The sequence below is a fragment of the Prosthecobacter sp. genome (genome assembly GCF_044226605.1).
GTDB lineage: Bacteria > Verrucomicrobiota > Verrucomicrobiia > Verrucomicrobiales > Verrucomicrobiaceae > Prosthecobacter.
This window is the reverse complement of record NZ_JBGAGS010000002.1, coordinates 487968-510829: the sequence shown is the minus strand read 5'-3', so window position 1 is coordinate 510829 and position 22862 is coordinate 487968. Positions and strand designations below refer to the sequence as shown.

Sequence of the window (22862 nt, the reverse complement as noted above, 5' to 3'; positions counted from 1 at the left end):
TTGGTCGCGGCCCCACCCCTATCCCATGACCGCCATCCTACTCAGGCCGTTGTTGTCCGCCATGCTGCTTCTCATGATGACGCAGGCAGCGGCCGCCCTTGATCTTCCCATTCAATGTTTTCCAAATGGAAGTTGCCTCCTGGGCACGAATTGCAACATGCTGAACTACAACATCCAGATGATCGTGGATGAGGTGAAGATGAAGGATGCGACTCTGGACGAGGCCGTGGCCAGCATTAGAGCGGCGGCGACAAAAGCCGAAGGACCTGATAACCGCCCTGTCAACGTGGTCGTCCTGGGAACCTCGTCGGATCCGGCCAAGAAAGTCAGTCTGGATCTGAAACAAGTGCCGCTGAAACTGGCGGTGGAGGAAGTGGCCCGGGCATTCGGATTGCAGGTGCGGCCAGAATCTCACGCCGTGGTGCTTGCGCCCCCGTCATACCCCGAACCAATCCATACCCGCACTTACGTGGTGCCGTCCGATTTCATCTCGACGGGTTCGCCGACCCGATGAAATGAAATGTGAAATCGAAGTTCACACGGAGTTCATCGTCTGAGGCTTGATCTTTGGCCGAAAAAGCCGACCCGGTACCCGCCCCATGAAAAAAAAGTCCACTGAAGAGCGCAAGCAGACAAAACCCACCTTGTCGCGCTGGCAATCGTTCAAGCGCTTCAGCCTGATTTTGTTCATGGGCGGCTCGCTGATCTGCACGCTGGGTGCGGCGGTGGTCATCGGGGTTTACAGCCATCTGGCCAAGGCCTATGACCTGACGCAGCTCGGGAACATGCCGGAGCGCACCATCGTGATGGATTACAAAGGCGAGGTGCTCGGCAAGATGCACGGGGAGAACCGCATCATCGTGCCGCTCAACGAGGTTTCGCCGTGGTTTGTCAAAGCGCTGCTGGCACGCGAAGACTCGCGTTTTTACAATCACTCCGGCGTGGACTACAAGGGCATCCTGCGCGCCACGGTGCGCAACCTCAAGGAGATGCGCGTGGTGCAGGGCGCGAGCACGCTGACGATGCAGCTGGCGCGCAACAGCTTTCCGGATCTGGATGACCGCAGCCTGCACCGCAAGCTGGTGGAGATGATGCTGGCGCGCCGCATTGAGAAGGCGTGCTCAAAGGAGCAGATCATCGAGCATTATGTGAACCGCATTTTCTACGGCCCCGGCATCTACGGCGTGCAGCGCGCCAGCCAGGTGTACTTCGGCAAGCACGCCAGCCAGCTCAGCCTGAGCGAGGCGGCAATGATCGCAGGCATCATCCGCAGCCCGGCGCGGTTCTCGCCTTTCCGCAACTATGAGGGCGCGCTCAAGGAACGCGACACGGTGCTCAAACGCATGCTGGAGCTGAAGATGATCACCCCGGAGGAGGAGATCGCGGCGAAGTATGCGGACATCGCGCTGCATGCGCAGCCGGTCTTTCAGAGCCAGGGCGGCTACGCGCTGGACAGCGTGCGGCGTGATCTGGATTTGATCCTGGAGCAGCAGGAGATCGAAGACGGTGGCCTGCAAGTCTTCACCACGCTGAACAAGGATCTGCAGGATGCTGCGGACGCAGCCGTGGAGAAGCGCCTTGCAGCGGTGGAGAAGCAGCGCGGCTACGCGCACCCGAAGAAGGCGGATTTTGACAAGGCCTGGGACGGTGTGCAGGAGATCTCCTCGACTCCCTATCTGCAGGCGGCACTCATGGTGCAGGACAATCAGACCGGCGGCATCCTCACGCTGGTGGGCGGGCGTGACTACCGCCACAGCAAGTACAACCGCGCGACGCAGGGCGAACGGCAGATCGGCTCCACAGTGAAGCCGTTTGTCTATGCCGCTGGCATTGCCTCCGGCTTCATGCCCGGCACACTGATCAATGATGCGCCGATCCAGCCCGGTGAGATCGACGGTGCGGATCCGAACTGGAGTCCGCAGAACTCGGATGGCAAGTTTCTCGGCCCCACCACGCTGACCGATGGCATCGTGAAAAGCCGCAATACCATGACCCTGCGCCTGGGAAATTATGCGGGATTGGATCGTGTGATCGAGCTGCTCACCAACGCGGGCTTCAACAAGCCGGCCGAACGCACGCCGCAGATTTTCATTGGCAATCTGGGTGGCAATCCGCGCCAGCTTACGAGTGCGATCAGCATCTTTCCGAATCAAGGCCTGCGCCGCCGCCCTTACCTCATCGACCGCATCGTGGACAAGGCGGGGAACGTCATCTACCAGACACCCGTGCTGGAGTCCGAAGTTCTCACACCGAGCGTGGCGCACCTGATGCGGCACATTCTTTCCCAGGTGCTGGAGCGCGGAACGGCGGCTTCACTTCGCAGCGAGTACGGTTTCAAAGAACCCGGTGGCGGCAAGACTGGCACCACGAATGATTACAAGGATGCGTGGTTTGCCGGATACACGGACCGTGTGAGCTGCGGCGTGTGGGTGGGGCTGGACAAACCGGCCACGATTGTCGAAGGCGGTTACGGCGGCACACTCGCGCTGCCGATCTGGGCGGATGTGATGAAGAAAGCCGTGGCGCTCGGCTACAAAACAGAAGTGCCCAAGGTCACACTGCCGCTCTCACGGGTGACCCTCTGCCGCGTGAGCAGCCAGCTGGCCACCGATGGCTGCGGCCAGGCGGGCATGGCGTATGAAGACGCCCTGCCCTATGACTTGGTGCCGAAGGAATTTTGCAAGGAACACGCGGGCTATGTGGCACCGCGGCAGGTCCAGCATGAGCGTCACAGGCCGGGATTGTTTGACCGGATTCGGAGCTGGTTCAGGTAAGGGAGCGTGTGAGAACGGATGCCGCATGCTGCGCGCAACGATTCTTTGGAGCGCGGAATTTATTCCGCAGCAGGTGTGCGCGTCGAGCTTGCGATTGTTCACAAGGCGTTGCGCAAACTGGACGGCGCTGGAGGCTGCGGCTGTACGGATGATGCGGAGGTTTGAACGTTGGCGGCGTGCTGCGGAATAAATTCCGCGCTCCTTGGCGGGCATAGGCACTCGCTTGCGCAAGTGCATTACGACTCCTTTCCCTCTTTCTCAATAGCCCAGCCAGGGGCCGAGCCATTTCTCCGCAGCTTCGATGGTCATGCCCTTGCGCTCCGCGTAGTCTTCGACCTGATCTTTGCCCAGCACACTGATGCCAAAGTAGTGGGACTCAGGATGTGCGAAGTAGAGACCACTGACAGCGCTGCCGGGATGCATGGCCATGCTCTCGGTGAGCTCCACGCCGGTCTTGGCGGCGGCATCGAGGAGATCAAACAGGATGGGCTTTTCCGTGTGGTCCGGCTGCGCGGGATAACCCGGCGCGGGGCGGATGCCACGATACTTCTCCTTGATGAGCTCTTCGCGCGAAAGCTCGCCGGGCTTTTCATAGCCCCAGGCATAGCGTGCCTGCTGGTGCATGTACTCCGCAAAAGCCTCGGCAAGACGGTCGGCCACGGCCTTGGCAATGATGGCACTGAATGGGTCATGAGCGGCTTCGAACTCTTTGGCGAATTCATCGGCACCGTGAATGCCTACCGCAAAACCGCCGATGTAGTCGGCACGACCGCTGTCCTTCGGAGCGATGTAATCGCTCAGCGCATAGTTCGGCGTGTCCTTCTTGATCACCTGCTGGCGCAGAGTGTGGAAGGTGGTCTTCACTGTGCCGCGAGTTTCATCCGCATACACTTCGATGTCATCGCCCACGGCATTGGCCGGGAAGAAGCCCATGATGCCACGCGGCGTGAAACGCTTCTCCGCGATGATGCGGTCGAGCAGGTCATTGGCATCCTTGTAGAGTTTGAGCGCCTCCACCTCCGCTTTGCCCTTCATCTCCGCATCTTCCTGAGCGGAGGAGAAACGCTGATCAGCCGCGATCCAGCGACCGCGCAGTTCCCACGAATGGAAGAAGGGGGACCAGTCAATGAACTCGCGCAGAGTGGCGACAAGCTCGGGGCCTTCATAGACCTTCGTGCCGAGGAAGGTCGGCGTGGCGATCTCCTGTGTGGCCCAGTCGCACTTGAATCCTTTTTCGCGTGACTCGGCGATGCTGAGCAGCGCGCGATCTTTTTTCTTGCCGTACTCTTCACGCAGACGCGCATGGCGTTCTTCGTTCTGCTTCACGAAACCGGCGCTCTGCTCCTGGCTGAGCAACGCGGTGGTCACCGGCACGCTGCGGGAGGCATCCAGCACATGCACAATGCTGCCGCTGTATTTCGGCGCGATCTTGATGGCGGTGTGCGCCGGGCTGGTGGTGGCGCCGCCGATGAGCAGCGGCTGCTTGAAGCCACGCCGCTCCATCTCGCTGGCCACGTGGGCCATTTCATCGAGTGATGGCGTGATGAGGCCGCTGAGGCCGATGACATCCGCGCCGACTTCGAGAGCCTTTTCCAAAATCTTGTCGCACGGCACCATGACGCCCATGTCGGTGACTTCGAAGCCGTTGCAGGACAGCACGATGCCGACAATGTTTTTGCCGATGTCGTGCACATCCCCCTTCACGGTGGCGAGCACGATCTTGCCAGCGCTGCGCTGGTTGGGATTCGCAGCTTTTTCCGCCTCCATGTAGGGCTGCAGATACGCCACGCTCTGCTTCATGACGCGGGCGCTTTTCACCACCTGCGGCAGGAACATTTTGCCAGCGCCAAAGAGATCGCCCACCACGCTCATGCCATCCATGAGCGGGCCTTCGATGACGGAGAGAGGCTTGCCCAATTGCGCGAGCGCCTCGGCGGTGTCTTCGTTGATGAAGTCGGTGATGCCCTTGAGCAGAGCGTGCTCCAGGCGCTTGTTCACCGGCGCCTCGCGCCAGCTCATGTCGATCTCGACCTTCTTCGCGCCGCCGGCCTGGCCTTTGAACTGCTCGGCATAATCCACGAGGATCTCCGTGGCATCCGCGCGGCGGTTGAGGATGACGTCCTCCACCTTTTCCAGCATCTCCTTGGGGATCTCCTCGTAAACTTCCAGCATGCCGGCGTTCACGATGCCCATGTCCATTCCCGCCTTGATGGCGTGGTAGAGGAAGACGCTGTGCATGGCCTCGCGCACCTTGTTGTTGCCGCGGAAGCTGAAGCTCACATTGCTGACGCCGCCGCTGACCTTGGCGTAGGGCAGGTTCTCCTTGATCCAGCGCGTGGCATTGATGAAGTCGAGAGCGTAGTTGTTGTGCTCCTCGATGCCCGTGGCCACCGTGAGGATGTTCGGGTCGAAGATGATGTCTTCCGGCGGGAAGCCGACTTCATCGACCAGGATGCGGTAGGCGCGCTCGCAGATGCGAATCTTGTCCGCGTACGTGGCGGCCTGGCCCTGCTCATCGAAGGCCATGACCACGGTAGCGGCGCCGTATTGCTTGATCTTGCGGGCGTATTCCTTGAATTTCTCCTCGCCTTCCTTGAGCGAGATGGAGTTCACGATGCCCTTGCCTTGCAGGCACTTGAGGCCGGCCTCGATGATCTCCCACTTGGAGGAGTCCACCATGATGGGCACCTTGTTCACTTCCGGCTCGGTTTGCAGCAAGATGAGGAATTTGGTCATCGTCGGCACGCCGTCGATGAGGCCTTCGTCCATGCAGACGTCGATCACATTGGCACCGCTTTCCACCTGCTGGCGGGCGATGGCCACGCCTTCCTCCAGTTTGCCCTCCTTGATGAGCTTGGCGAACTTAGGCGATCCGGCCACGTTGGTACGTTCGCCGATCATGAGATACGGAGGGCGTTCTTCGGGGGTGCCCCCCTTCAGCACAAAAGGCTGCGAACCGCTGAGACGCATGGTGTGGGGATCCTGCGGCACCTGACGTGGTGGCAGTCCTTCGAGCGCCTTGGCAATGGCAGCGATGTGCTCCGGCGTGTTGCCGCAACAGCCGCCCATGATGTTCACAAAGCCGCTGCCGCCGAAGTCTTTGGCGAAGTTGGCCATGTCCGGCGGGAGCAGGTCGAAACCGGTCGGAGCCAGCGGGTTTGGCATGCCGGCGTTCGGATAGGCGGAGACGAAGCAGTCGGCCTTGGTGGCCAGCTCTTCCAGGAAGGGCCGCATCTTGTCCGGGCCGAGCGAGCAGTTCAGGCCGATGGACAGCGGCTTCACATGCCGCATGGCATTGAGGTAGGCCTCCGTGACCTGGCCGGAAATCATCGTTTCACCACCAGGACCCACGGCGGCGCTGATCTGCACGGGCAGCTCCACCTGATCCTCGGCAAACACTTCACGGATGGCCACCAGGGCGGTCTTGGCATTGAGGGAGTCGAAAATCGTCTCCACCAGCAGCGTGTCCACCCCGCCGGCGATGAGGGCGCGCACCTGGTGCTTGTACGCCTCCTTCACCTGATCGAAAGTGACGTAGCGGAAGCTTAGGTCGGAGAGGTCCGGGAACTGCGAGAGCGAGACGGTGAGCGGCCCGATGGCCCCTGCCACATAGCGCTTGCGACCGGTCTTTTCGCCCACGATGTCGGCCCACTTGCGGCACTGCTGGGCGGACTCAAAATTGATCTCCCAGGCGAGGTCATTGAGGAATTTGTCCTCCAGCACGGTCTGGAAAAACGCGGGATCCTTGCGCCCACCTTCCGGCACTTCCTTGAAGAATTCCGCCTGCGCGATGCTGGTGCCGCTGAAGGTGTTCGTCTCAATGATGTCCGCCCCGGCTTCCAGGAAGCGGCGGTGGATGTCCTCAATGATGTCTGGGCGGGTCAGGGAAAGAATGTCCCCGTTGTTGAGCAGGTCCTTCTCATTGGCCAGGAAGCGCTGACCCCGGGCATCGGCCTCTTTCAGCCCATATCCACGGATGGTCGTGCCCATGGCCCCGTCGATGACCAGGATTCGCTGGCGCATGGCGGCTTCGAGTTCAGGGCGGACGTTGGGGCGGGCAGGCATAGGGTGAAATTAGCGTTGTAGCTAGGGAGGTCAACAATCATATCAACGCATCATGATTTGAATATGTGACAATTTTTCTAATTTACAAGACGGTTATCCGTTATACCGGCACTCATGCCCCCCAAATCGAAAGACACCCCCATCCTTGAATCCAGCCCCGAGGCCATCAATGAGAATCTGGGCAAACGGGTGAAAAAACTGCGCGGCGACCGGGGGTGGTCTCTCGAAGAACTGGCCACCGCCAGCGGGGTGAGCCGTTCGATGCTGAGCGAAATCGAGCGCGAGAAGGCGAATCCCACCCTGACCGTGACCTTCCGCATCGCCCGCGCCTTTGGCCTGACTTTGCAGGAGCTGATCGAAAGTGCCGAGGCCAGCGCCTCCAAAATCCAGGTGATCCGCGCCAATGACCGCGCCCAGGTCTATCGCAGCGACAAGCAATGCGAGATCCGCACCCTCTCCCCCATCAATCTGGAAAAGGACGTGGAGTTTTACGAGCTGACCCTGCGCCCCGGCGGCACCCTGCGGAGCCAGCCGCATTTTGAAGGCACCCGCGAGTTCCTGACCGTGGAGGAGGGCACCGTGCGCATCGAGTCCGACCAGAACACCGAAGAACTCGCCAAAGGCGACTCCGGCACCTACCGCGCCGACGTGCCGCACGCCATCGTCAACACCGGCAAGGGTGATGCGCTGGTGTTTTTGGTGGTGATTTATCGCTGAACCAAAATCATGCATACCGGCTTTACCATCGCGGGCATCATCGTGGGGGCCTTCATAGGCTACATAGCACCCATGCGCAGCCGGCTGATCCCCGAAGGTGTCGGCATTTCCATCGAAGTTACGGCCGGTGTTTCCCTTCTCCTCACCTTGGCAGAAAATCCATCCCCATGGGTCGCTAGCATCGGCGGCGTGATCGTCGGCCATTCGCTGGGAGCGTTTGTTTGCATGTTCACGAAGCACTGAGTTTTTCTCTTTTTCCACCCCAACCATGAAATCAGCCACCCTCCTCGCTCTCCTTTGTCTGGGCAATGTCCTGCACGCTCAGATGCCCCCAGCGCTCGTCACGGCGGAGCGCGCCAAAATTCTCGAAGGCGTCAAATCGGTGCCCAAGGCAGGCTCACCGGGGCCGATCGGCATCTGGGGCAATATCGCGTTTCCGATTCTGTCCGCGCCGGACAAGGACGGCGTGGAGATCGCCGTGGCAGCGGCGGCGGGTTATGGCAAAGGGCGCATCATTCTTTTTGGCCACAACAGTTATCTCGCGGGCAATGAAGGCGGGGACCACGCCAAACTGATCGAGAACTGCGTGAAGTGGGCGGGCAACAAGGAGAAGCCGCGTGTGGGCGTCAAAGGAGTGAACAAGCTGAACGGCATCAAGGCGGAGAGCTTCGACACCGTCGATAAGAAGAGCCTCAAAGACTACGACGTGGTCATTGTGAACATGCAGGGCATCATCAGCGATGAAGAGGGCGCGGCGGTGGCGGAGTATGTCAAAGGTGGCGGAGGCTTCATCGGTGGCATGACGGGCTGGGCCTTCGGTCAAACGAGCGGCGGCAAGGACCTGGCCGTAGCGCACGGTTTGAATCAGGCGCTGATGCCCGCCGGAGTCGCCATCACGGACATGAGCGCCTTTGACCAGTTGCGCAGCTTTGAGGCGCGCAACGAACTGCCGCAGATGATGAATGCCTCCGAAGCGGTGGCTGCCATCAAAAAGCAGCGCGAAGGCGGACCGGCGCTCACGGCGGATCAGATGAAGCAGGGCACGAACGCCATCCAGATTGCCATGGCTGCGCAGCCACCGGATCGCAGCAACCTGAAAGCTGCGGTGCTCGCCGCGCTGGGCAGCGCGGGTGCCGATGCAGCAGTGCCCACTCCGCAAGCACCGCTCACCGCCGAGAAAAATGCCGCGCAGCGTCTGCGCCTCGGCATGGAAACGCGCGTGCTGCGCCTGGCCGCAGGTGAAGGCGTGGCCGCGCATCCTGCGCATGAGGCCTTCCCCGGCAAAGTGCCGGCGAGCGCACCGCGAGTCACCGGAGAGGTCAAAGTGACGCCGAGCATCCCCGGCTGGACCAGCACCGGGCTCTACGCCGCCGCAGGAGACACAATCACCGTCATCCTTCCGGAAAAACTCGCCGACAAAGGCTATGCCGTACGCATCGGCTGCCACAGCGACACCTTATACCATCTCGACAAATGGGAGCGCGCGCCGGATATCACACGCAGCGTGGGACTGGCCACCGCCACCACCAAGACCGCCAGCGCCTTTGGCGGCCTCATTTACATCGAAGTCCCCGGCCGCGCCAAGGATGACGAACCTTTCACCGCCACTGTCCAAAACGCGGTGCCCGCACCGCTGTTTGTCCTCGGTCAGGATGATGATGCCAAGTGGAGCGAAATCAAAAAACGCCCCGCTCCCTGGGCCGAGCTGGCCTGCGACAAGATGATCGTGAGCTGCCCGACCGAAGTCGCACGTGCGATCAACAATCCCACGCAGCTCATGGAGTTCTGGAAGAAGGTGGTCGAGGCGCAGGATGACATCACCAACCAGGCCACGGAGCGCAAACGTCCCGAGCGCATCGTGGCGGACGTGCAGATCAGCGCCGGCTACATGCACAGCGGCTACCCCATCATGATCCCCACCAGCGCCGCACCGGAGATGACCATCTTCGGCAAACTCAAATTTCCCGGCTGGGGCTTCTACCATGAGATCGGCCACAACCACCAGCGCGGAGACTTCACGTTTGATGGAACGGGAGAGGTGACCAACAACGTCATCGGTATGTACTGCTATGAGGCCGTGTTAAAAAAGGACTGGCTCATCGGCCACAGCGGCATCAGCGAGGAGGCACGCAAAGAGCACATCCAAAAGATCAAGAAGGCCTCCAACAAATGGCAGGTGTGGAAGAGCGAACCTTTCACCGCGCTGACGACCTACATCCAGCTCATCCAGGAGTTCGGCTGGGAGAGCTGGCGCAAGTATCTCTACAGCTTTGACGACTCCAAATTCGGCCCCGCCCCGAAGGGCGATGACGAGCGCCGCGATCAGTTTCTCATCCGCTACTCGAAGATCGCGAACAAGAATCTCGGGCCATTCTTTGATGCGTGGGGCATTCCTGTGAGTTCAGCCGCGAAGGCGGAGGTGAGCAAGCTGGAGACGTGGATGCCGAAGGGGATGTAAAATAATGACGAATGTCGAATGCGGAATGACGAATGGTCGGAATCACTTGGCCAGCGATGCACACACGATCTCCTCGTCATTGCGCATGAAGACGCATCTGTCGGCAAAGGCCGGATGGGACCACACCACTGCGCGGCGTGGGTCGGTGGTGGTGGGTTTGAGCAGCTTGGCGCGGCTGATCTCTTCGTAGCCTTTCGGTGAGAGTTTGGCGATGATGAGATCGCCAAGCTCATTCGCGAGGAAGAAGCGGTCGCCGTTTTTGACAATGAACGCTGTGGCCCAGCGCACGAGGGGGCCGCCGGTGGTTGCGGCCATGGTTTCCCATACGCGTTCGCCGGAGTCGAGCTTCAGACAGCGGAGCTGGCCGTAGCTGCACACGCCGTAGATGTGGCCGTTCTCAATGAAGGGCGTGCTGATGAGGCTGTGCAGCGTGTCGGTGTTCTTTTCACTAAAGCTTTTGCCCTCCCACAGCAGTGTCGCCTCGGGCTTGGAGGCGTCCAGTTGGAAGCATTTGGAACTCGTGTAGAAAGAGCTGAGCAAGAGCTTGTCCCCCGCCAGCCTCGGCGTGGCCACGGTGAGTCCGGCGCGCACTTCCCATGGATAGGACCAGAACACTTTGCCCGTGGCTGGATCGAGCGAATTCACGGACTGCGGATGCCAGAGGATGAGGTGCTTCGTGCCGCCTGCCTCGATCATTGTCGGCGGGCAGTAGCCGGGTTCGCGAGCATCCAGCGCGCGCCAAATTTCCTTGCCGCTGTCCTTGTCAAAGGCGACCGCCACGCTGCCCTGGCCGCCGCAGAGACAGATGAGACGTTGGCCATCAAGCAAGGGATGCCCCGCAAAGCCCCACATGGGCGTCTGCACACCGTACTCCTTTTTGAAATCGTGCGACCATAGCACCGTGCCCTTTGAGGCATCGAGGCAGAACAGATTTCCCTCCGCGCCAAGCGTCCACAGCTTGCCCTCGCTGACGACGGGCGTGCAGCGCGGACCGGTGGAGTAGCTCATGGTGTAGGTGCAGTCGTAGCGGTGCTCCCAGATGAGAACGCCTGTCTTTTCATCCAGACACAGCACGCGTTCGCTGCCGGGGATGACGCCGCGAGCGAAGGCATTTCCGGGCACGCTGCTCTTCTCCGCCACCTGCCGGTCCATCAGATACACGCGACCGTTTGCCACCGCCGGTCCGGTGTACCCACCGCCGATCTTCATGCGCCAGAGCACCTTCGGTCCGCCTGGTGGAAAAGCATCCACGATGCCGGTTTCACGCCAGACGCCATCACGCTGAGGCCCCAGCCATTGCGGCCAGTCGTCAGCATGCAGGAGGGAGGAAAGCAGGCCAAAGCATAAAAACAGAGTGCGCATGGACAAACAAACTCACCATCAGGAATCATGTTGCAGGGAATCTCGCCTCCCGCACGTTGCCCCATCATGCTGAACCTGCCCGACTCCCAACGTCTCCACAGCCTCGTCACCGCCACACACACACCTTTTCATGCGGATGGCTCGCTCAACCTGAAGATGGTGGACAAGCAGACTGAGTTCCTCCTTTCCAAAGGCGTGAACACGGTGTTCATCGGCGGCAGCACCGGTGAGAGCCACTCCCTGACCTATGACGAACGCCACCTGCTGGCCAAAGGCTGGACGGCGGTGACCAAGGGCACCGCAATGCGCGTGGTGGTGCATGTGGGGGCCAACTGCGTGGCCGATGCCAAGGCGCTGGCGGAGCAGGCCGAGGACCTGGGCGCTTCAGCCATCGCCGCGCTCTCCCCCATGTATTTCAAGCCGAAGAATGTGGAGGTGCTGGTGGAAACGATGGCTCAAATCGCGGCCGCGGCACCGGAAACGCCTTTCTATTACTACGACATTCCGTCGATGACTGGCGTGAACCTTTCCGTGCCGGATTTCCTGCGGCAGGCGGGCAAGCGCATTCCGAACCTTGCCGGTGTGAAATTTACCAATCCCGATCTCATGGCCTACCAGTACTGCCTGCGCGCCGACGACGGCGCGTGGGACCTGCCCTTTGGCTGCGATGAGCACATGCTGGGTGCTCTGGCGATGGGTGCCAAAGGCGCTGTGGGCAGCGGCTTCAACTTTGCCGCCCCCATTTACACACGTCTGCTGGCAGCCTTTGCCCGGAATGATCTGGAGGCCGCACGCGAAGAGCAGTTTCGTGGAGTGCAGATCATCAGCACCTTTGTCCGCTACGGCTACATGGGGGCGGCGAAGGCGGCGATGAGCATGCTTGGAGTCGATGTCGGCCCCGCCCGCCTGCCAAACACCACGCTCTCTGCGGAGCAAAAAGACAGGCTGCGGGGAGAACTCGAAGCCATGGGCTTCTTTGAGTGGGTGAAGTGAGCGCCGGTTATCGGGTCACTTTCAGCAAAGGAGTCGGCAGGTGCTCGCTGGTCATCCAGAGAGTGCGGCTGTCGCTGTCATAGCAGACGCCTTCCATCTGCCGCAGCAGGTCGGGCTCGATGCGCACCGGCGGCTGCTTGAGGGCATCCTCCAGCGTTTTCCCTTTTGGCAGGGCCCACTCATAGAGGCTGCTGTAAGTGGCCACGACCATGCGGGAGCCGTCCGGGGCAAAGCAGGCGCCGGTGGTCATGCAGTTGTCATGCGGGCGTTTGCCAGCACGAATCAACTGGGGGAAGACCAGATCGGCCACTTTTTCCAGCACCATGCTCACCTTGGGCTGCAGCGGCTGGGGGAAGGCATAGAGCGCGCTTTTGCCGTCATCGCTCTTGGTCAGGATGTACAGGCGGCGGGTCTGCGGATGCACCATGAGGCATTCGGCGTTGTGCTTGCCATCCGGATAATTTGCGCGCCAGATCTGCGGCGCAGCGGTTTCGACTTCCTCGACGGGCTTGCCCGGAGCATTGATTTCCGGCTCGGGGATCTGATACACCTGGATGGTGACACGGATGAAAAGATTGTCCCCGATGTCGCCGATGAACAGCGACGGCACGCCCTGCTCATCCTTGCCCGCAGCCATGTCCTCCCAGTCGAAGTTCGCCGCATCGCGCACACGCACCTTGGCCCGCGTTTTGCCCGTGCGGTCGATGGCAAACACGCAGGGCTCGCCGCCGGAGTCATTCATCGTCCAGAAGATGGAGGGATCGCGCACGCCCTGCGCTAGGCCGGAGCTTTCTGCGATGCGTTTGTCCTCAAGAACCGCGACCTGCTTGCTGGTGCTGGGCACCGGCTTTTCCGGCCAGGCCACGGCATTCTGCCCGCAGCAGGCCGAGACGGCGGCGAAAGCCAAAGCAAGCTGAAGCAGGGACGCATTCATGGATCACCCCAATGGTGTGGCCGGCCCCTGCAGCATGCGGTTGTAGTGGAACTGCACGCGCCCCTGAAACCAGCGCCAGGTCTGGCCCGGGCGGCCATGCTCCAGCAGGAAATGCGGGCAGTCCTTGTGCAGCGGGCTGACGCCCACACGCGACCAGTGGTAATGCGGCACCACGTGATCCAGCGGGATATTGTAGGCACGCATGAGGTATGCGGCCAGACGGGCGGTGCGGTCAATGGTCTGGCCGATGTCATTGCCATTGTGCTCGCACATCTCGATGCCGATGCTGTAGTTGTTGCCGGGGCCGTCAAAGTCGGCGTGCTCCCCCTGCTCGCGGCAGGGAAGATGCTGGATGGCCACGTCGTCCTGAACGGTGAAGTGCCAGGTGAGGAAGCCGATGCGGTTCCCTCCGCGGCGCTTGGTGGCCCTCAATGCCCCGCGCTTCAGCGCCAGCGCATGCTGGTAGGCATTGCCGGTGTAGTTCTGAGTGCTGTGAATGGTGATGTAGCGCGGAGTCATCGGCCGGTAGTAGCGCCGGCCCACCGTGCCGGCGGGGATGATGTCCAGCTTGACGTGAGTCTCCGCGAGCAGCTGGTCTGGCGTCATGGCTCCGGCCGGCACAGGCGCAAAGCGCGACTCCCAGCGCGCCACACGAGAGCCGTCATAGGTGGTGCATGCCACGACGATGCAGGCGATCGCCAGAGGCAGGAGAAGAGCGACGTTTCTACGCATACAATTGTTTAAAGGCCAACGGTCAAAATTCAACGGCTTGTTCAAGCATCTTCATGCACAACGTACCTGCCGCGCGGACCGGCCTCATCAAACTTCTCACGCCAAAGCCGACATAGGTGAAAGAACCGGCCCCGATGCTGCGGCATGATTCGTGTGAATTCGGGATTGTCATCCCCCCGCAAGTCATTCAACATCCGCGCCTCATGAGCACCGCCTCCACCTACAACCCGGACCTCCCTTGGTACAAGCAACTTTCCAGCTACCATTGGTTTGTATTCTTCGTGGCCTCTGCGGCCTGGTGCTTTGACTGTCTGGATCAGCAGCTCTTCATCCTGGCCCGCGACAATGCCGTGAAGGCGCTCTCTCCGGGGATGGACGCCCTCAACCAGGGCAAGATGAGCGGCTGGGCCATGAGTGTGTTCGTCGCAGGCTGGGCTACGGGAGGCTTGTTCTTCGGAGCCATTGGGGACCGCATCGGCCGTGCGAAGACACTGGCGCTGACGGTTCTCATTTACTCGCTCTTCACCGGCCTCTCCTCCTTTGCTGCCGACATGACTCAGTTCATGATTTATCGCGCGCTTACCGGCCTGGGTGTTGGCGGTGTGTTTGGCCTGGCTGTCGCACTTGTGGCGGATGCTCTGCCGGAATTTGCCCGTCCCAAAGCCCTTGGCCTCCTGCAGGCGCTTTCCGCCGTGGGCAATGTGACCGCCGGCCTTTGCGCCATGGCACTGTCCGGCACTGACCCGATGGTGTCCTGGAAATACCTTTTCTGGATCGGCTCCGTGCCCGCCTTTCTCTGCATCTTCATCATGCTGCGCCTGAAGGAGCCTGAAAAGTGGGTGGCTGCCAAAGCTGCCAGCAAGGAAGCAGGCGGCAAGGCCATGGGCTCTTACATGAGCCTGTTTGGCGAGAAGCGCTGGCGGGCCTCGGCGCTGCTGGGAATGCTGCTGTGCGTGGCAGCCGTGGTGGGCCTGTGGGGCGTCGGATTCTTCAGCAACAAGCTTGTGGCACCGGCCATCGCGAATGCACTGACAGCGGAAAACCTCAGCCCGGAGGAAATCGCCAAGGGCAAGCAGTGGTGGGCGGCGGCCAACCTGATTGTGATGAATCTCGGAGCCTTCTGCGGCATGACCGCCTTCAGCAAAGGAGCACACCGTTTCGGCCGCAAACCCGTCTTTGCCACGGCGTTCGTCGCCGCCTTTGTCTCCACCATCTTTTTCTACCAGAACTTCAGCACCCGCAGCGACATCTGGATGAGCTTTGTCATGGGCTTCTGCCAGCTCGCGCTGTTCGCAGGCTTTGCCATTTACCTCCCAGAGCTCTTCCCCACCCGCCTGCGCAGCACCGGGGTGAGCTTCTGCTACAATGTCGGCCGGTTCATTGCCGCCAGCGGTCCGCTGACGCTTGGACAATTGCAGGCGAATCTGGGTGCCAAGGCAGTGGCAGCGTTGCCCGCCACAGCGGACGCCGCAGCGAAGGCCGCCGCAGAACTCATCGCCTTCCGCAATGCCGCATGCTACCTCAGCGGTGTGTTTCTCCTGGGGCTGATTGCGCTGATGTTCCTTCCCGAAACCAAGGGCCGTCCAATGCCGGAAGATTGACCGTGCCATGACCCCCGCTGAACTCAAAACCGCCACGCAGGCCGCGGCGGAAGCCATTTCTCCCGAAGCGCTTGCCCTCTGGCATGCCAAGCAGGGCCACTGGGATGCTGCTCATAACATCGCGCAGGACATTCACACGAAGTTGGGTTCGTGGATTCACGCCCTGCTGCATGTGATCGAAGGCGACCAGTGGAATGCGGACTACTGGTTTTCCAAAGCCGGCAGGCCCTCGCACGGCCCGAAGGAGATCGACAAACTTTGGGACGAAATCGCCGGGGTTGTGCTATCTTGATGGCCCCAACTGTGAACAACGATTCCTCCAAACCCCAGCAACGCTTTGAAGATCTGCGCGGCATCCTGCGCTACGTGCCGCAGTTCCGGCAGCGCGTCTTCGTGATCGCCTTTGACGGCGCGCTGATGACGCAGCCGGGTTTTGCCAGCCTGCTGCAGGATGTGGCGGTGCTGCAGTCCCTGAACATCGAGGTGGTGCTCGTCTTTGGCGCGCGCGCGCAGGTGCGGGCGCTGGCGGAGAAGCGCGGCGTCTCCCTCTACAATGACGACGGCATGGGCCGTACGGATGCCGCGGGCATCGAGATCGCCGCAGATGCGATCATGCGCCAGTGCAGCGACCTGATGGCCGACCTGACGGCGCTGGAAATGCCGGTGGCCATTTCCAATGCCCTGGCGGTGCATCCCGCCGGGGTGATCGATGGCGTGGATCTCGAATTCACCGGCCGCATCGAGCGTGTGGATGAAGAATCGCTCCGTGCGCTGCTCAAGGCTGACATCATTCCGATCCTGCCGCCGCTGGGTTACGACGGAAAAGGGGCTACTCTGCGGCTGAACTCGGATGCCGTGGCCGTGGAAGTGGCGATCGCGCTGCAGGCGGCCAAGGTCATTTTTGTGGCTGAGTCCGGCATCACTGCGGCAGACGGTTCGCGCCTGGAGCAGATGTCCGTGGCGGAGGCCAAGGAAATGCACAAGCGCAAGGACCCCAAGCACGACGTGAGCATGCTCTCGAAGCTGCGCTACGCGGCGCTGGCCTGCCAGGAAGGTGTGCCACGCGTGCACATCGTCGATGGCACGCAGGATGAAGCTCTGCTGGCGGAGCTGTTTTCCAATGAAGGCGTGGGCACCATGATCCATGCCGATGACTACCAGCAGATCCGCAAGGCCCGCTCTTCTGACGTCCCTGCCCTGCTTTCCATGATGCAGCAAAGCGTGGACGATGCCGCGCTGGTGCCGCGTACACGCGACCAGATTCAATCCAGGATCAAAGACTTCTTCGTGCTCGAACTCGACGGCAATCCGATCGGCTCCGTGGCCGTGCACACCTACGAGGAGGATGGCAGGAAGATCGCCGAGCTCGCCTGCCTGTTTGTACGGCGTTCGCACAAAAACAAGAACCATGGGCGCAAGCTGGTGGCCTTTGCCGAAGAGCAGGCGCGCCAGAGAAACTGCGAAGTCCTCTTTGCGCTCAGCACGCAGGCGTTTCGTTTTTTCGAGGAAAAAATGGGCTACACTGTGTCCGGCCCGGACTCGCTGCCGCTGAGCCGCCGTGAAAAATATGACAAAAGCGGACGGAACTCCAAGGTGCTGGTGAAGGCGCTGAAATAACGCAGCGCCGCTATTTCATGCGCTCGATTTTGGAATAGGCCAGCGCCTCGTCAGTAATGGCGATCGCCTTGTCCTGCAGCTTTTCGCCGATGTAGCGCTGCTGGAAATCCACGCGGCATTTTCGACCGCCCTTGGCAAACTCCACCCAGAACTCCGTGGATTTGATGCGCTCTGAGGCGCTTGTGGCATCGGCCCATGCGTAGAGGTAGGAATCGCCGCGAGTGACTTCGTGCAAGCCCTCACGGGTGAGCGTCACCGAATAGCCCAGTCCCTGCCAGCCCAGCCAGGTGGCAGCAAGCCCGAGCAGAAAAAGGAGGCCGCCCGCAAGAACAGACGGCGCGATGGCTCCGACCCGGCCAAAGAAGCTCCCATTGCCATATTCCAAGGCGAAAAACTTTACCCGTGAATACATGATCCGGACGAGCACCAGAGCTCCCAGGATCATCAGCGGACCGCTGCCGAGCAGAAGGTAGACGTACTGGCTGCCGACCTGGAGCGTCACTCCATTGCCAGCGTCCACTCCTTTGACCAGGTAGGGAGAAACATCCGGAAGGGCCGGAAGGCTGAAGGAGAGGAGCGGGGAGTTCATGAGATGTCTGGTGGAGATTAAACCCGCCCGCCGGCGCAGCCGTCAAGCCTTCGTTCCGTGACTTGTTTGTTGCCGGATGAAATCCTTCACCACCTGCACATCAGCCATCATCGGCCAGGTTTGCAGCGGCTTGGATTTCAAAGCTTCGAGGGTGGGATGGGTCGGCTCGGTGCCGGTCGCGTGCTTCACCACGTCGGGAAACTTCGCTGGACTGGCGGTGGCCAGCACGACGCTCACGCGGTCGGGCGCCATGTCGGTAAACGCGCAGGCGGTGTGCGGATCCAGCACATACTGCCAGTCCTTCCACATCTGAGCGATTACCTTTACGATGGTCTCGTCATCCATGCGGGTGGAGCGCATGGAGGTCTCTGGCAGCTCGATCTGGAACGCAGCGCCGGATTTGATCTGCGCCATCACCTCGCGCACGCGATCGGAGCTTTGTCCGAGGATGTAGTAAAGGAAGCGCTCGAAGTTCGAAGCAGCCTGAATGTCCATGCTGGGCGCATGGCTGGGGTGCACCTCGGCCTGGCTGTATTCACCGCTGGTGAAGAAGCGATGCAGGATGTCATTTTGGTTGGTCGCCACGCGGAAACCACCCGCCGGCATGCCCATCTGCTGCGCCATCCAGCCAGCCATCACATTGCCAAAATTTCCGGTGGGCACCACGTATTCCGCCGTGGCACGCGCGCTCTCCGGCAGCCGCAGGCAGGCCCAGATGTAGTACACGCACTGTGCCAGCACGCGGGCGATGTTGATCGAATTCACGGCGGAGAGATTCACCGAACTGGCAAATGCGGTGTCGCCAAAGGTGTCCTTCACCACCCGCTGTGCGTCGTCAAACGTGCCGGGCACGGGAATGGCAAAGACATTGTCCGCACCGGTGCAGGCCATCTGGCGCTCCTGCAAAGGGGCCACGCGGCCGTTGGGGTAAAGGATGAAGATGGTGATGCCGTCGCGGCCCAGGCAGCCGTGGATGGCGGCCGAGCCGGTGTCTCCCGAAGTCGCGCCGAGCACGGAAAGGCGCTTGCCCGTTTTTTCGACCTGGCGTTTGTAAAGCAGGCCCAAAAGTTGCAGCGCGAAGTCCTTGAAGGCGAGAGTGGGGCCGTGAAACAACTCCAGAATGTAGGTCTTCTCAGTGATCTTTTTCAGCGGGGCCACGTCCGGTGAATCGAAGCGCCGGTAGGCCTCGGCCGTGAGCTGATGCCACTCGGCATTCGGAATCTCCGGTGCGAACAGTGTGAAGAACTCGGCCGCGAGCTGAGGATACGTGAGCTTTGACCACTCCGGGAGCTTGTCGGAAATGTTCGGAAGCTTTTCCGGCAAAAACAAACCGCCATCCGGCGCCAGCCCGGCTTCAACGGCTTCAGAAAAGGAGTGAGGCCTGGTCTGGCCACGGGTGGAAAGGTATTGCATGCGAATCGTGGAGGGGAGATGCAATCTTGCGTGGGATTTCGGGAGACTCAACGAGTCTCTGCGGGTATGAGCGCTCACTTCTTCCGCGCAATGAACACATCCACCTGCTGCCCCACGTAGAGGGGCTGGTCCTTGGGCTTTTCCAGCTTGTAAATCACCTGCAGCACGCGGGTGTCCACGCGTTCGCTGCTGGCGCCCGTGAGGGAAACCTTGGGTATGACATAGGGCTCAATGCGGACGAACTGCGCCTTGAACTTTTTCGAAGAGTCGCTCTTCAGGGAAAACGTGGCGTCGAGGCCGGAGGCCACATCCATGGCGTTTTGCTCGTCCACGTCCGCGCGCACATGAAGGGTGGAAACATCCCCCAGCACAAGGGCAGGCTGCTTGTTGGAGGGGGAGGCGTATTCTCCTGCGCGGATGTTTACCTGAAGGATTGTGCCCGGCTTTGGTGCCTTGACGGTGAAGCGGTCAATGAGCAGTTCCGTCTGCTGCACGTCTGCCTTGGCTGAAATGAGCTGGGCGTCCGCCGCCTGCATCTGCGCCTTGGCCACCAGCACGTCGTTGGTACGGTTCCGCAGATCGTCCTGGCTGATGGCGCGCTGATCTGGAATGGCCTTCAAACGGTCCAGCATGTCCTGCATCTTCGCAAGCTGGGCACGGGTGACGGTCAGATTGGCCTCCGCGACGCCGATGGCGGCCTGCTGCTTGAGCAGGGATGCTCGCAGCTCGCGATCATCCAGAATGAGGAGCGGATCGCCCTCCTTGACCACCTGATTGACGGTGACTTTGACGCTCTCGACAAGGCCCGGCACGGGCACGCCGATGGCGACGTTTTCGTCTTTCGCTTCGAGAATGCCGGTGGCGGCGATGTCATCGGGGGCGTTTTTCCGTGGCGGCGAGACGGGCGGCGGTGGCATGGCCCTTTCCTGACTGCGAATCGTCTGCAGCACGACGCCCATGGCGATCACGCCTGCAATGGCAAACAGGTAGGTGGAATAGCGGATGGCGTTGGAGACGAGGTTCATGGGCAGCGCAGAGTTAAAGACGAATGCCGAATTTGGAAAGGTCGAAAGTGATTCTACGCTCGACAGAATGCACCGGGCCGTTTCAAATCGTGAGCATGAGCAAGCAGCCCGGCATCGCAGCGCAGATCATCCGTCAAGGAGGAGAGGTGGTTGTCATCGCCCTGATGGCGTTTGGTTTGCAGTCGCTGTGGAAAACCCACTGGCTGGATGCCCGAGCCTTCTGCCTGGTGGTGGTGGCGGCGGCGTTAGCGAAGACGGTGTTCTTTTTTGTGGAGAACCTCCAGCACATCCTCATGGCCACGCAGGACGACATGCCCTACCACCGCGTGCTGGGCCTCATGGGAGTGAACATGGCGCAGATCACCCTGGCATTTGCACTGGACTTCTGGTGCCTGGAACTGGCGGAGCCGGCCAGCTTCAGCGAGATCGATGCGGCCTGGAGCCAGGGGGAGCAGCTGTTTGAATTCTTCTTTTACAGCGTGCTGAATTTCTCGTTTTTCGGCTTCGGCGATGTGACGCCGCGGACGATCCCGGCCAAGTTGATCACGATGATGGAGGTGCTGCTGGCGTTTTTCACCGTCATATTCCTGCTTTCTGACTTCGTCAGCCTCAAGGACTCGCTGCGGGTGCGGAAACCGGAGGGGAAATGATCCGCGTCTTGCGCAGGCGTGCGTGCGCTCTACGCTGGCTCCATGGAACGCCCTGCCGCCATCGCCCAAATCCGCGAAGCCTGCAAAAACATCGCGCTGCAATTCATGAAGATCCACCCTGCCGTTCCCGGACTGGCGGACGAGGAAACGCAGAAGGAATGCCTGCGCAGCGTGCATGAAATGACGGTGCTGCTGGAGACGATTAAAAAGAAGATCGGTCGCCTGGAGCGGTCCGATGACAGCACTCTGCTCTGACATTTGGCTTACTTGCCCCACTACGCCCTCCGCACGAAAATCCGCCATGAAACATTCCGCCTTCCTCCTTCTCCTGCTCGCCTCCAGCCTGCATGCCGAGGTCAAACTGCCCGCCCTCTTTTCCGAAGGCATGGTGCTGCAGCAGACGCAGCTGGTGCGCGTCTGGGGAACCGCGGATGCGGGAGAGCCGGTGAAGGTGACCTTCGGCGAGCAAACGCACAGCACCGTCACCGACCCGGACGGCAAGTGGTCGCTCACCCTGAACCCGATGAATGCGAACGCTGAGCCGGCTGATTTCGTGGTGGCAGGAAAAAACACGATCACGCTTAAAAACGTCCTCGTCGGCGAGGTCTGGATCTGCTCCGGACAGTCCAACATGCAATGGACGGTGAAGCAGGCCGGCAAAGCCCCGGAGGAAATCGCTGCCGCGAATCATCCCCAGATCCGCATGTTCAATGTGGAGCGCATTCCGAATATGACACCGCAAGCCGACTGCAAAGGCGCCTGGAAAGAGGCCACCAGCGCCAGCGTGGGAGACTTTTCCGCCGTGGGCTATTTCTTCGGCCGCCACCTGCACCGCGTGCTGAAAGTGCCGGTAGGACTGATCAACACCTCCTGGGGCGGCACACGTGTCGAGGCATGGACAAGCCGTGAATCCTTGGAAGAACGCCCCTGCGCAAAGGAGATGCTGGCAGACTGGAAAGACTATGTCTCCAAGTATGACGGCCCCAAGGCCCAGGCTGACTATGACAAGCAGAAAGCGGACTGGCAGGCCCAGGTCAAAAAGGTTGAGGAAGAGAACGCCAGGCTGCCTGCAGACCAGAAGAAACCCAAGCCCCCTGCCCCGCGCCCTGCAGAAGATCCGGCGAAGACCCCGCACCACCCCAGCGTGCTGTACAACGGCATGGTGGCCCCGCTGGTGCCCTACGCAGTGAAGGGTGCCATCTGGTACCAGGGTGAATCCAACCAGCGTCGTGCCTTTCAGTACCAGGAGCTGCTGCCCACCATGATCAATGACTGGCGCAAGCAGTGGGCTGACCCCTTCTCGTTTTACATCGTGCAGCTGGCAAATTTTGGCAACAACCACCCCGTGGCCACCGAGCCCGGAGTACCTGACACCTGGGCCGAGCTGCAGGAGGCGCAGACGCTGACAGCGCAGACACTCGACAAGTGCGGCATCGCCATCATCAACGACATCGGCGAGCAAAATGACATCCATCCAAAGAATAAGCAGGAGGTCGGGCGCCGCCTCGCGCTGTGGGCGCTGGCAAATGATTACGGCAAGTCCGGCACCGAATACTGCGGCCCGCTTTACCTTTCTTCCGTGGTGCAGAAGGACAAGATTCGAGTTCAGTTCACGCACACGGGCTCCGGTTTGAAGACACGCGATGGCGGCGAGCCGAAGTGCTTCCAAATCACCGGCGCTGATCAGAAGTGGGTGTGGGCCAAGGCAAAAATCGAAGGCAGCGAAGTCATTGTGTGGAGCGAAGCCGTGCCGGAACCGGTGGGCGTGCGCTATGCATGGGCCAGCTGGCCGGTCGATGCAAACCTGATCAACGCCGAAGGCCTGCCAGCCTCCTGCTTCCGCACGGATGATTTTGTGCCCTCCACACTGGGTGTGGTGTCGCCGTTCAAGGAAAACGTTCCGGCCAAGCCGGCGCAGGTCAAACCGTGATC

19 protein-coding genes are annotated in these 22862 nt (G+C 60.8%); 12 read left to right on the top strand and 7 right to left on the bottom strand.

Annotated elements, in window-relative coordinates:
• Nucleotides 1-25 precede the first annotated feature (25 nt).
• Both ACILSO_RS04125 and ACILSO_RS04120 read left to right on the top strand, forming a co-directional pair.
• Nucleotides 26-514: a hypothetical protein gene (locus ACILSO_RS04125; protein ID WP_395736100.1), complete on the top strand. Its 489-nt coding sequence runs from the start codon at nt 26-28 to the stop codon at nt 512-514.
• 85 nt (nt 515-599) lie between these two features.
• The gene (locus ACILSO_RS04120) at nt 600-2774 is read left to right on the top strand and encodes a transglycosylase domain-containing protein (RefSeq protein WP_395736099.1); all 2175 of its coding nucleotides are present in this window, start codon (nt 600-602) and stop codon (nt 2772-2774) included.
• A gap of 258 nt (nt 2775-3032) precedes the next feature.
• On the opposite strand, the gene metH is transcribed toward ACILSO_RS04120, so the two are convergent.
• On the bottom strand, nt 3033-6839 hold the full coding sequence (gene metH / locus ACILSO_RS04115) for a methionine synthase (protein WP_395736098.1): 3807 nt from the start codon (nt 6837-6839) through the stop codon (nt 3033-3035).
• Between the two features lie 114 nt (nt 6840-6953).
• On the opposite strand from metH, the gene ACILSO_RS04110 reads away from it, so the two are divergent.
• Genes ACILSO_RS04110 through ACILSO_RS04100 form a run of 3 tightly spaced genes read left to right on the top strand, consistent with a single transcriptional unit; the run spans nt 6954 to nt 10014 of the window.
• Entirely contained in the window at nt 6954-7556 is a 603-nt protein-coding gene (locus tag ACILSO_RS04110; protein ID WP_395736097.1) for a helix-turn-helix domain-containing protein, read from the top strand.
• Between the two features lie 9 nt (nt 7557-7565).
• Entirely contained in the window at nt 7566-7799 is a 234-nt protein-coding gene (locus ACILSO_RS04105) for a hypothetical protein (RefSeq protein WP_395736096.1), read from the top strand.
• A 25-nt stretch (nt 7800-7824) separates the two neighbouring features.
• Complete coding sequence (locus ACILSO_RS04100) at nt 7825-10014, top strand: M60 family metallopeptidase (RefSeq protein WP_395736095.1); 2190 nt, start codon at nt 7825-7827, stop codon at nt 10012-10014.
• 42 nt (nt 10015-10056) lie between these two features.
• On the opposite strand, the gene ACILSO_RS04095 is transcribed toward ACILSO_RS04100, so the two are convergent.
• Nucleotides 10057-11376, bottom strand: coding sequence for a PQQ-binding-like beta-propeller repeat protein (locus ACILSO_RS04095; RefSeq protein ID WP_395736094.1), 1320 nt, complete (start codon nt 11374-11376; stop codon nt 10057-10059).
• A gap of 66 nt (nt 11377-11442) precedes the next feature.
• Between ACILSO_RS04095 and ACILSO_RS04090 the strand changes: the two genes are divergently transcribed.
• On the top strand, nt 11443-12369 hold the full coding sequence (locus ACILSO_RS04090) for a dihydrodipicolinate synthase family protein (RefSeq protein ID WP_395736093.1): 927 nt from the start codon (nt 11443-11445) through the stop codon (nt 12367-12369).
• A gap of 7 nt (nt 12370-12376) precedes the next feature.
• On the opposite strand, the gene ACILSO_RS04085 is transcribed toward ACILSO_RS04090, so the two are convergent.
• Both ACILSO_RS04085 and ACILSO_RS04080 read right to left on the bottom strand, forming a co-directional pair.
• Nucleotides 12377-13303 carry a hypothetical protein gene (locus ACILSO_RS04085; protein ID WP_395736092.1) on the bottom strand — a complete coding sequence of 309 codons (927 nt, stop codon included), beginning with the start codon at nt 13301-13303 and terminating at the stop codon, nt 12377-12379.
• Nucleotides 13304-13306: 3 nt separating this feature from the next.
• Nucleotides 13307-14035: an N-acetylmuramoyl-L-alanine amidase family protein gene (locus ACILSO_RS04080; protein WP_395736091.1), complete on the bottom strand. Its 729-nt coding sequence runs from the start codon at nt 14033-14035 to the stop codon at nt 13307-13309.
• Between the two features lie 203 nt (nt 14036-14238).
• Here ACILSO_RS04080 and ACILSO_RS04075 point away from each other — a divergent pair, with 203 nt between their 5' ends.
• The 3 genes from ACILSO_RS04075 to argA are packed head-to-tail and all read left to right on the top strand — an operon-like array spanning nt 14239 to nt 17253.
• The gene (locus ACILSO_RS04075) at nt 14239-15636 is read left to right on the top strand and encodes an MFS transporter (protein WP_395736090.1); all 1398 of its coding nucleotides are present in this window, start codon (nt 14239-14241) and stop codon (nt 15634-15636) included.
• Between the two features lie 7 nt (nt 15637-15643).
• On the top strand, nt 15644-15928 hold the full coding sequence (locus ACILSO_RS04070; RefSeq protein WP_395736089.1) for a hypothetical protein: 285 nt from the start codon (nt 15644-15646) through the stop codon (nt 15926-15928).
• A gap of 11 nt (nt 15929-15939) precedes the next feature.
• Nucleotides 15940-17253, top strand: a complete 1314-nt coding sequence (argA, locus tag ACILSO_RS04065) for an amino-acid N-acetyltransferase (protein WP_395736088.1) — start codon at nt 15940-15942, stop codon at nt 17251-17253.
• 10 nt (nt 17254-17263) lie between these two features.
• Here the strand turns inward: argA and ACILSO_RS04060 are convergent, their stop codons facing one another.
• From ACILSO_RS04060 to ACILSO_RS04050, 3 genes are all read right to left on the bottom strand, one after another.
• Nucleotides 17264-17842: a hypothetical protein gene (locus ACILSO_RS04060; protein ID WP_395736087.1), complete on the bottom strand. Its 579-nt coding sequence runs from the start codon at nt 17840-17842 to the stop codon at nt 17264-17266.
• A 42-nt stretch (nt 17843-17884) separates the two neighbouring features.
• Entirely contained in the window at nt 17885-19255 is a 1371-nt protein-coding gene (gene thrC, locus ACILSO_RS04055) for a threonine synthase (protein ID WP_395736086.1), read from the bottom strand.
• A 74-nt stretch (nt 19256-19329) separates the two neighbouring features.
• Complete coding sequence (locus ACILSO_RS04050) at nt 19330-20280, bottom strand: efflux RND transporter periplasmic adaptor subunit (RefSeq protein ID WP_395736085.1); 951 nt, start codon at nt 20278-20280, stop codon at nt 19330-19332.
• A gap of 95 nt (nt 20281-20375) precedes the next feature.
• On the opposite strand from ACILSO_RS04050, the gene ACILSO_RS04045 reads away from it, so the two are divergent.
• The 3 genes from ACILSO_RS04045 to ACILSO_RS04035 are packed head-to-tail and all read left to right on the top strand — an operon-like array spanning nt 20376 to nt 22860.
• The gene (locus ACILSO_RS04045) at nt 20376-20930 is read left to right on the top strand and encodes an ion channel (RefSeq protein WP_395736084.1); all 555 of its coding nucleotides are present in this window, start codon (nt 20376-20378) and stop codon (nt 20928-20930) included.
• A 42-nt stretch (nt 20931-20972) separates the two neighbouring features.
• On the top strand, nt 20973-21185 hold the full coding sequence (locus tag ACILSO_RS04040) for a hypothetical protein (RefSeq protein ID WP_395736083.1): 213 nt from the start codon (nt 20973-20975) through the stop codon (nt 21183-21185).
• Between the two features lie 46 nt (nt 21186-21231).
• Nucleotides 21232-22860, top strand: coding sequence for a sialate O-acetylesterase (locus ACILSO_RS04035; RefSeq protein ID WP_395736082.1), 1629 nt, complete (start codon nt 21232-21234; stop codon nt 22858-22860).
• Nucleotides 22861-22862 lie beyond the last annotated feature (2 nt).

Excerpts from the sequence above, each read along its gene's own strand:
- ACILSO_RS04035 (WP_395736082.1), top strand. The coding sequence starts at position 21,232 with ATGAAACATTCCGCCTTCCTCCTTCTCCTGCTCGCCTCCAGCCTGCAT.
- ACILSO_RS04095 (WP_395736094.1), bottom strand. The coding sequence starts at position 11,376 with ATGCGCACTCTGTTTTTATGCTTTGGCCTGCTTTCCTCCCTCCTGCAT.
- ACILSO_RS04060 (WP_395736087.1), bottom strand. The coding sequence starts at position 17,842 with ATGAACTCCCCGCTCCTCTCCTTCAGCCTTCCGGCCCTTCCGGATGTT.
- ACILSO_RS04045 (WP_395736084.1), top strand. The coding sequence starts at position 20,376 with ATGAGCAAGCAGCCCGGCATCGCAGCGCAGATCATCCGTCAAGGAGGA.
- ACILSO_RS04070 (WP_395736089.1), top strand. The coding sequence starts at position 15,644 with ATGACCCCCGCTGAACTCAAAACCGCCACGCAGGCCGCGGCGGAAGCC.
- ACILSO_RS04125 (WP_395736100.1), top strand. The coding sequence starts at position 26 with ATGACCGCCATCCTACTCAGGCCGTTGTTGTCCGCCATGCTGCTTCTC.
- metH (WP_395736098.1), bottom strand. The coding sequence starts at position 6,839 with ATGCCTGCCCGCCCCAACGTCCGCCCTGAACTCGAAGCCGCCATGCGC.
- ACILSO_RS04075 (WP_395736090.1), top strand. The coding sequence starts at position 14,239 with ATGAGCACCGCCTCCACCTACAACCCGGACCTCCCTTGGTACAAGCAA.
- ACILSO_RS04080 (WP_395736091.1), bottom strand. The coding sequence starts at position 14,035 with ATGCGTAGAAACGTCGCTCTTCTCCTGCCTCTGGCGATCGCCTGCATC.
- ACILSO_RS04110 (WP_395736097.1), top strand. The coding sequence starts at position 6,954 with ATGCCCCCCAAATCGAAAGACACCCCCATCCTTGAATCCAGCCCCGAG.
- ACILSO_RS04105 (WP_395736096.1), top strand. The coding sequence starts at position 7,566 with ATGCATACCGGCTTTACCATCGCGGGCATCATCGTGGGGGCCTTCATA.
- ACILSO_RS04090 (WP_395736093.1), top strand. The coding sequence starts at position 11,443 with ATGCTGAACCTGCCCGACTCCCAACGTCTCCACAGCCTCGTCACCGCC.
- ACILSO_RS04085 (WP_395736092.1), bottom strand. The coding sequence starts at position 13,303 with ATGAATGCGTCCCTGCTTCAGCTTGCTTTGGCTTTCGCCGCCGTCTCG.
- ACILSO_RS04100 (WP_395736095.1), top strand. The coding sequence starts at position 7,825 with ATGAAATCAGCCACCCTCCTCGCTCTCCTTTGTCTGGGCAATGTCCTG.
- ACILSO_RS04040 (WP_395736083.1), top strand. The coding sequence starts at position 20,973 with ATGGAACGCCCTGCCGCCATCGCCCAAATCCGCGAAGCCTGCAAAAAC.
- thrC (WP_395736086.1), bottom strand. The coding sequence starts at position 19,255 with ATGCAATACCTTTCCACCCGTGGCCAGACCAGGCCTCACTCCTTTTCT.
- ACILSO_RS04120 (WP_395736099.1), top strand. The coding sequence starts at position 600 with ATGAAAAAAAAGTCCACTGAAGAGCGCAAGCAGACAAAACCCACCTTG.
- ACILSO_RS04050 (WP_395736085.1), bottom strand. The coding sequence starts at position 20,280 with ATGAACCTCGTCTCCAACGCCATCCGCTATTCCACCTACCTGTTTGCC.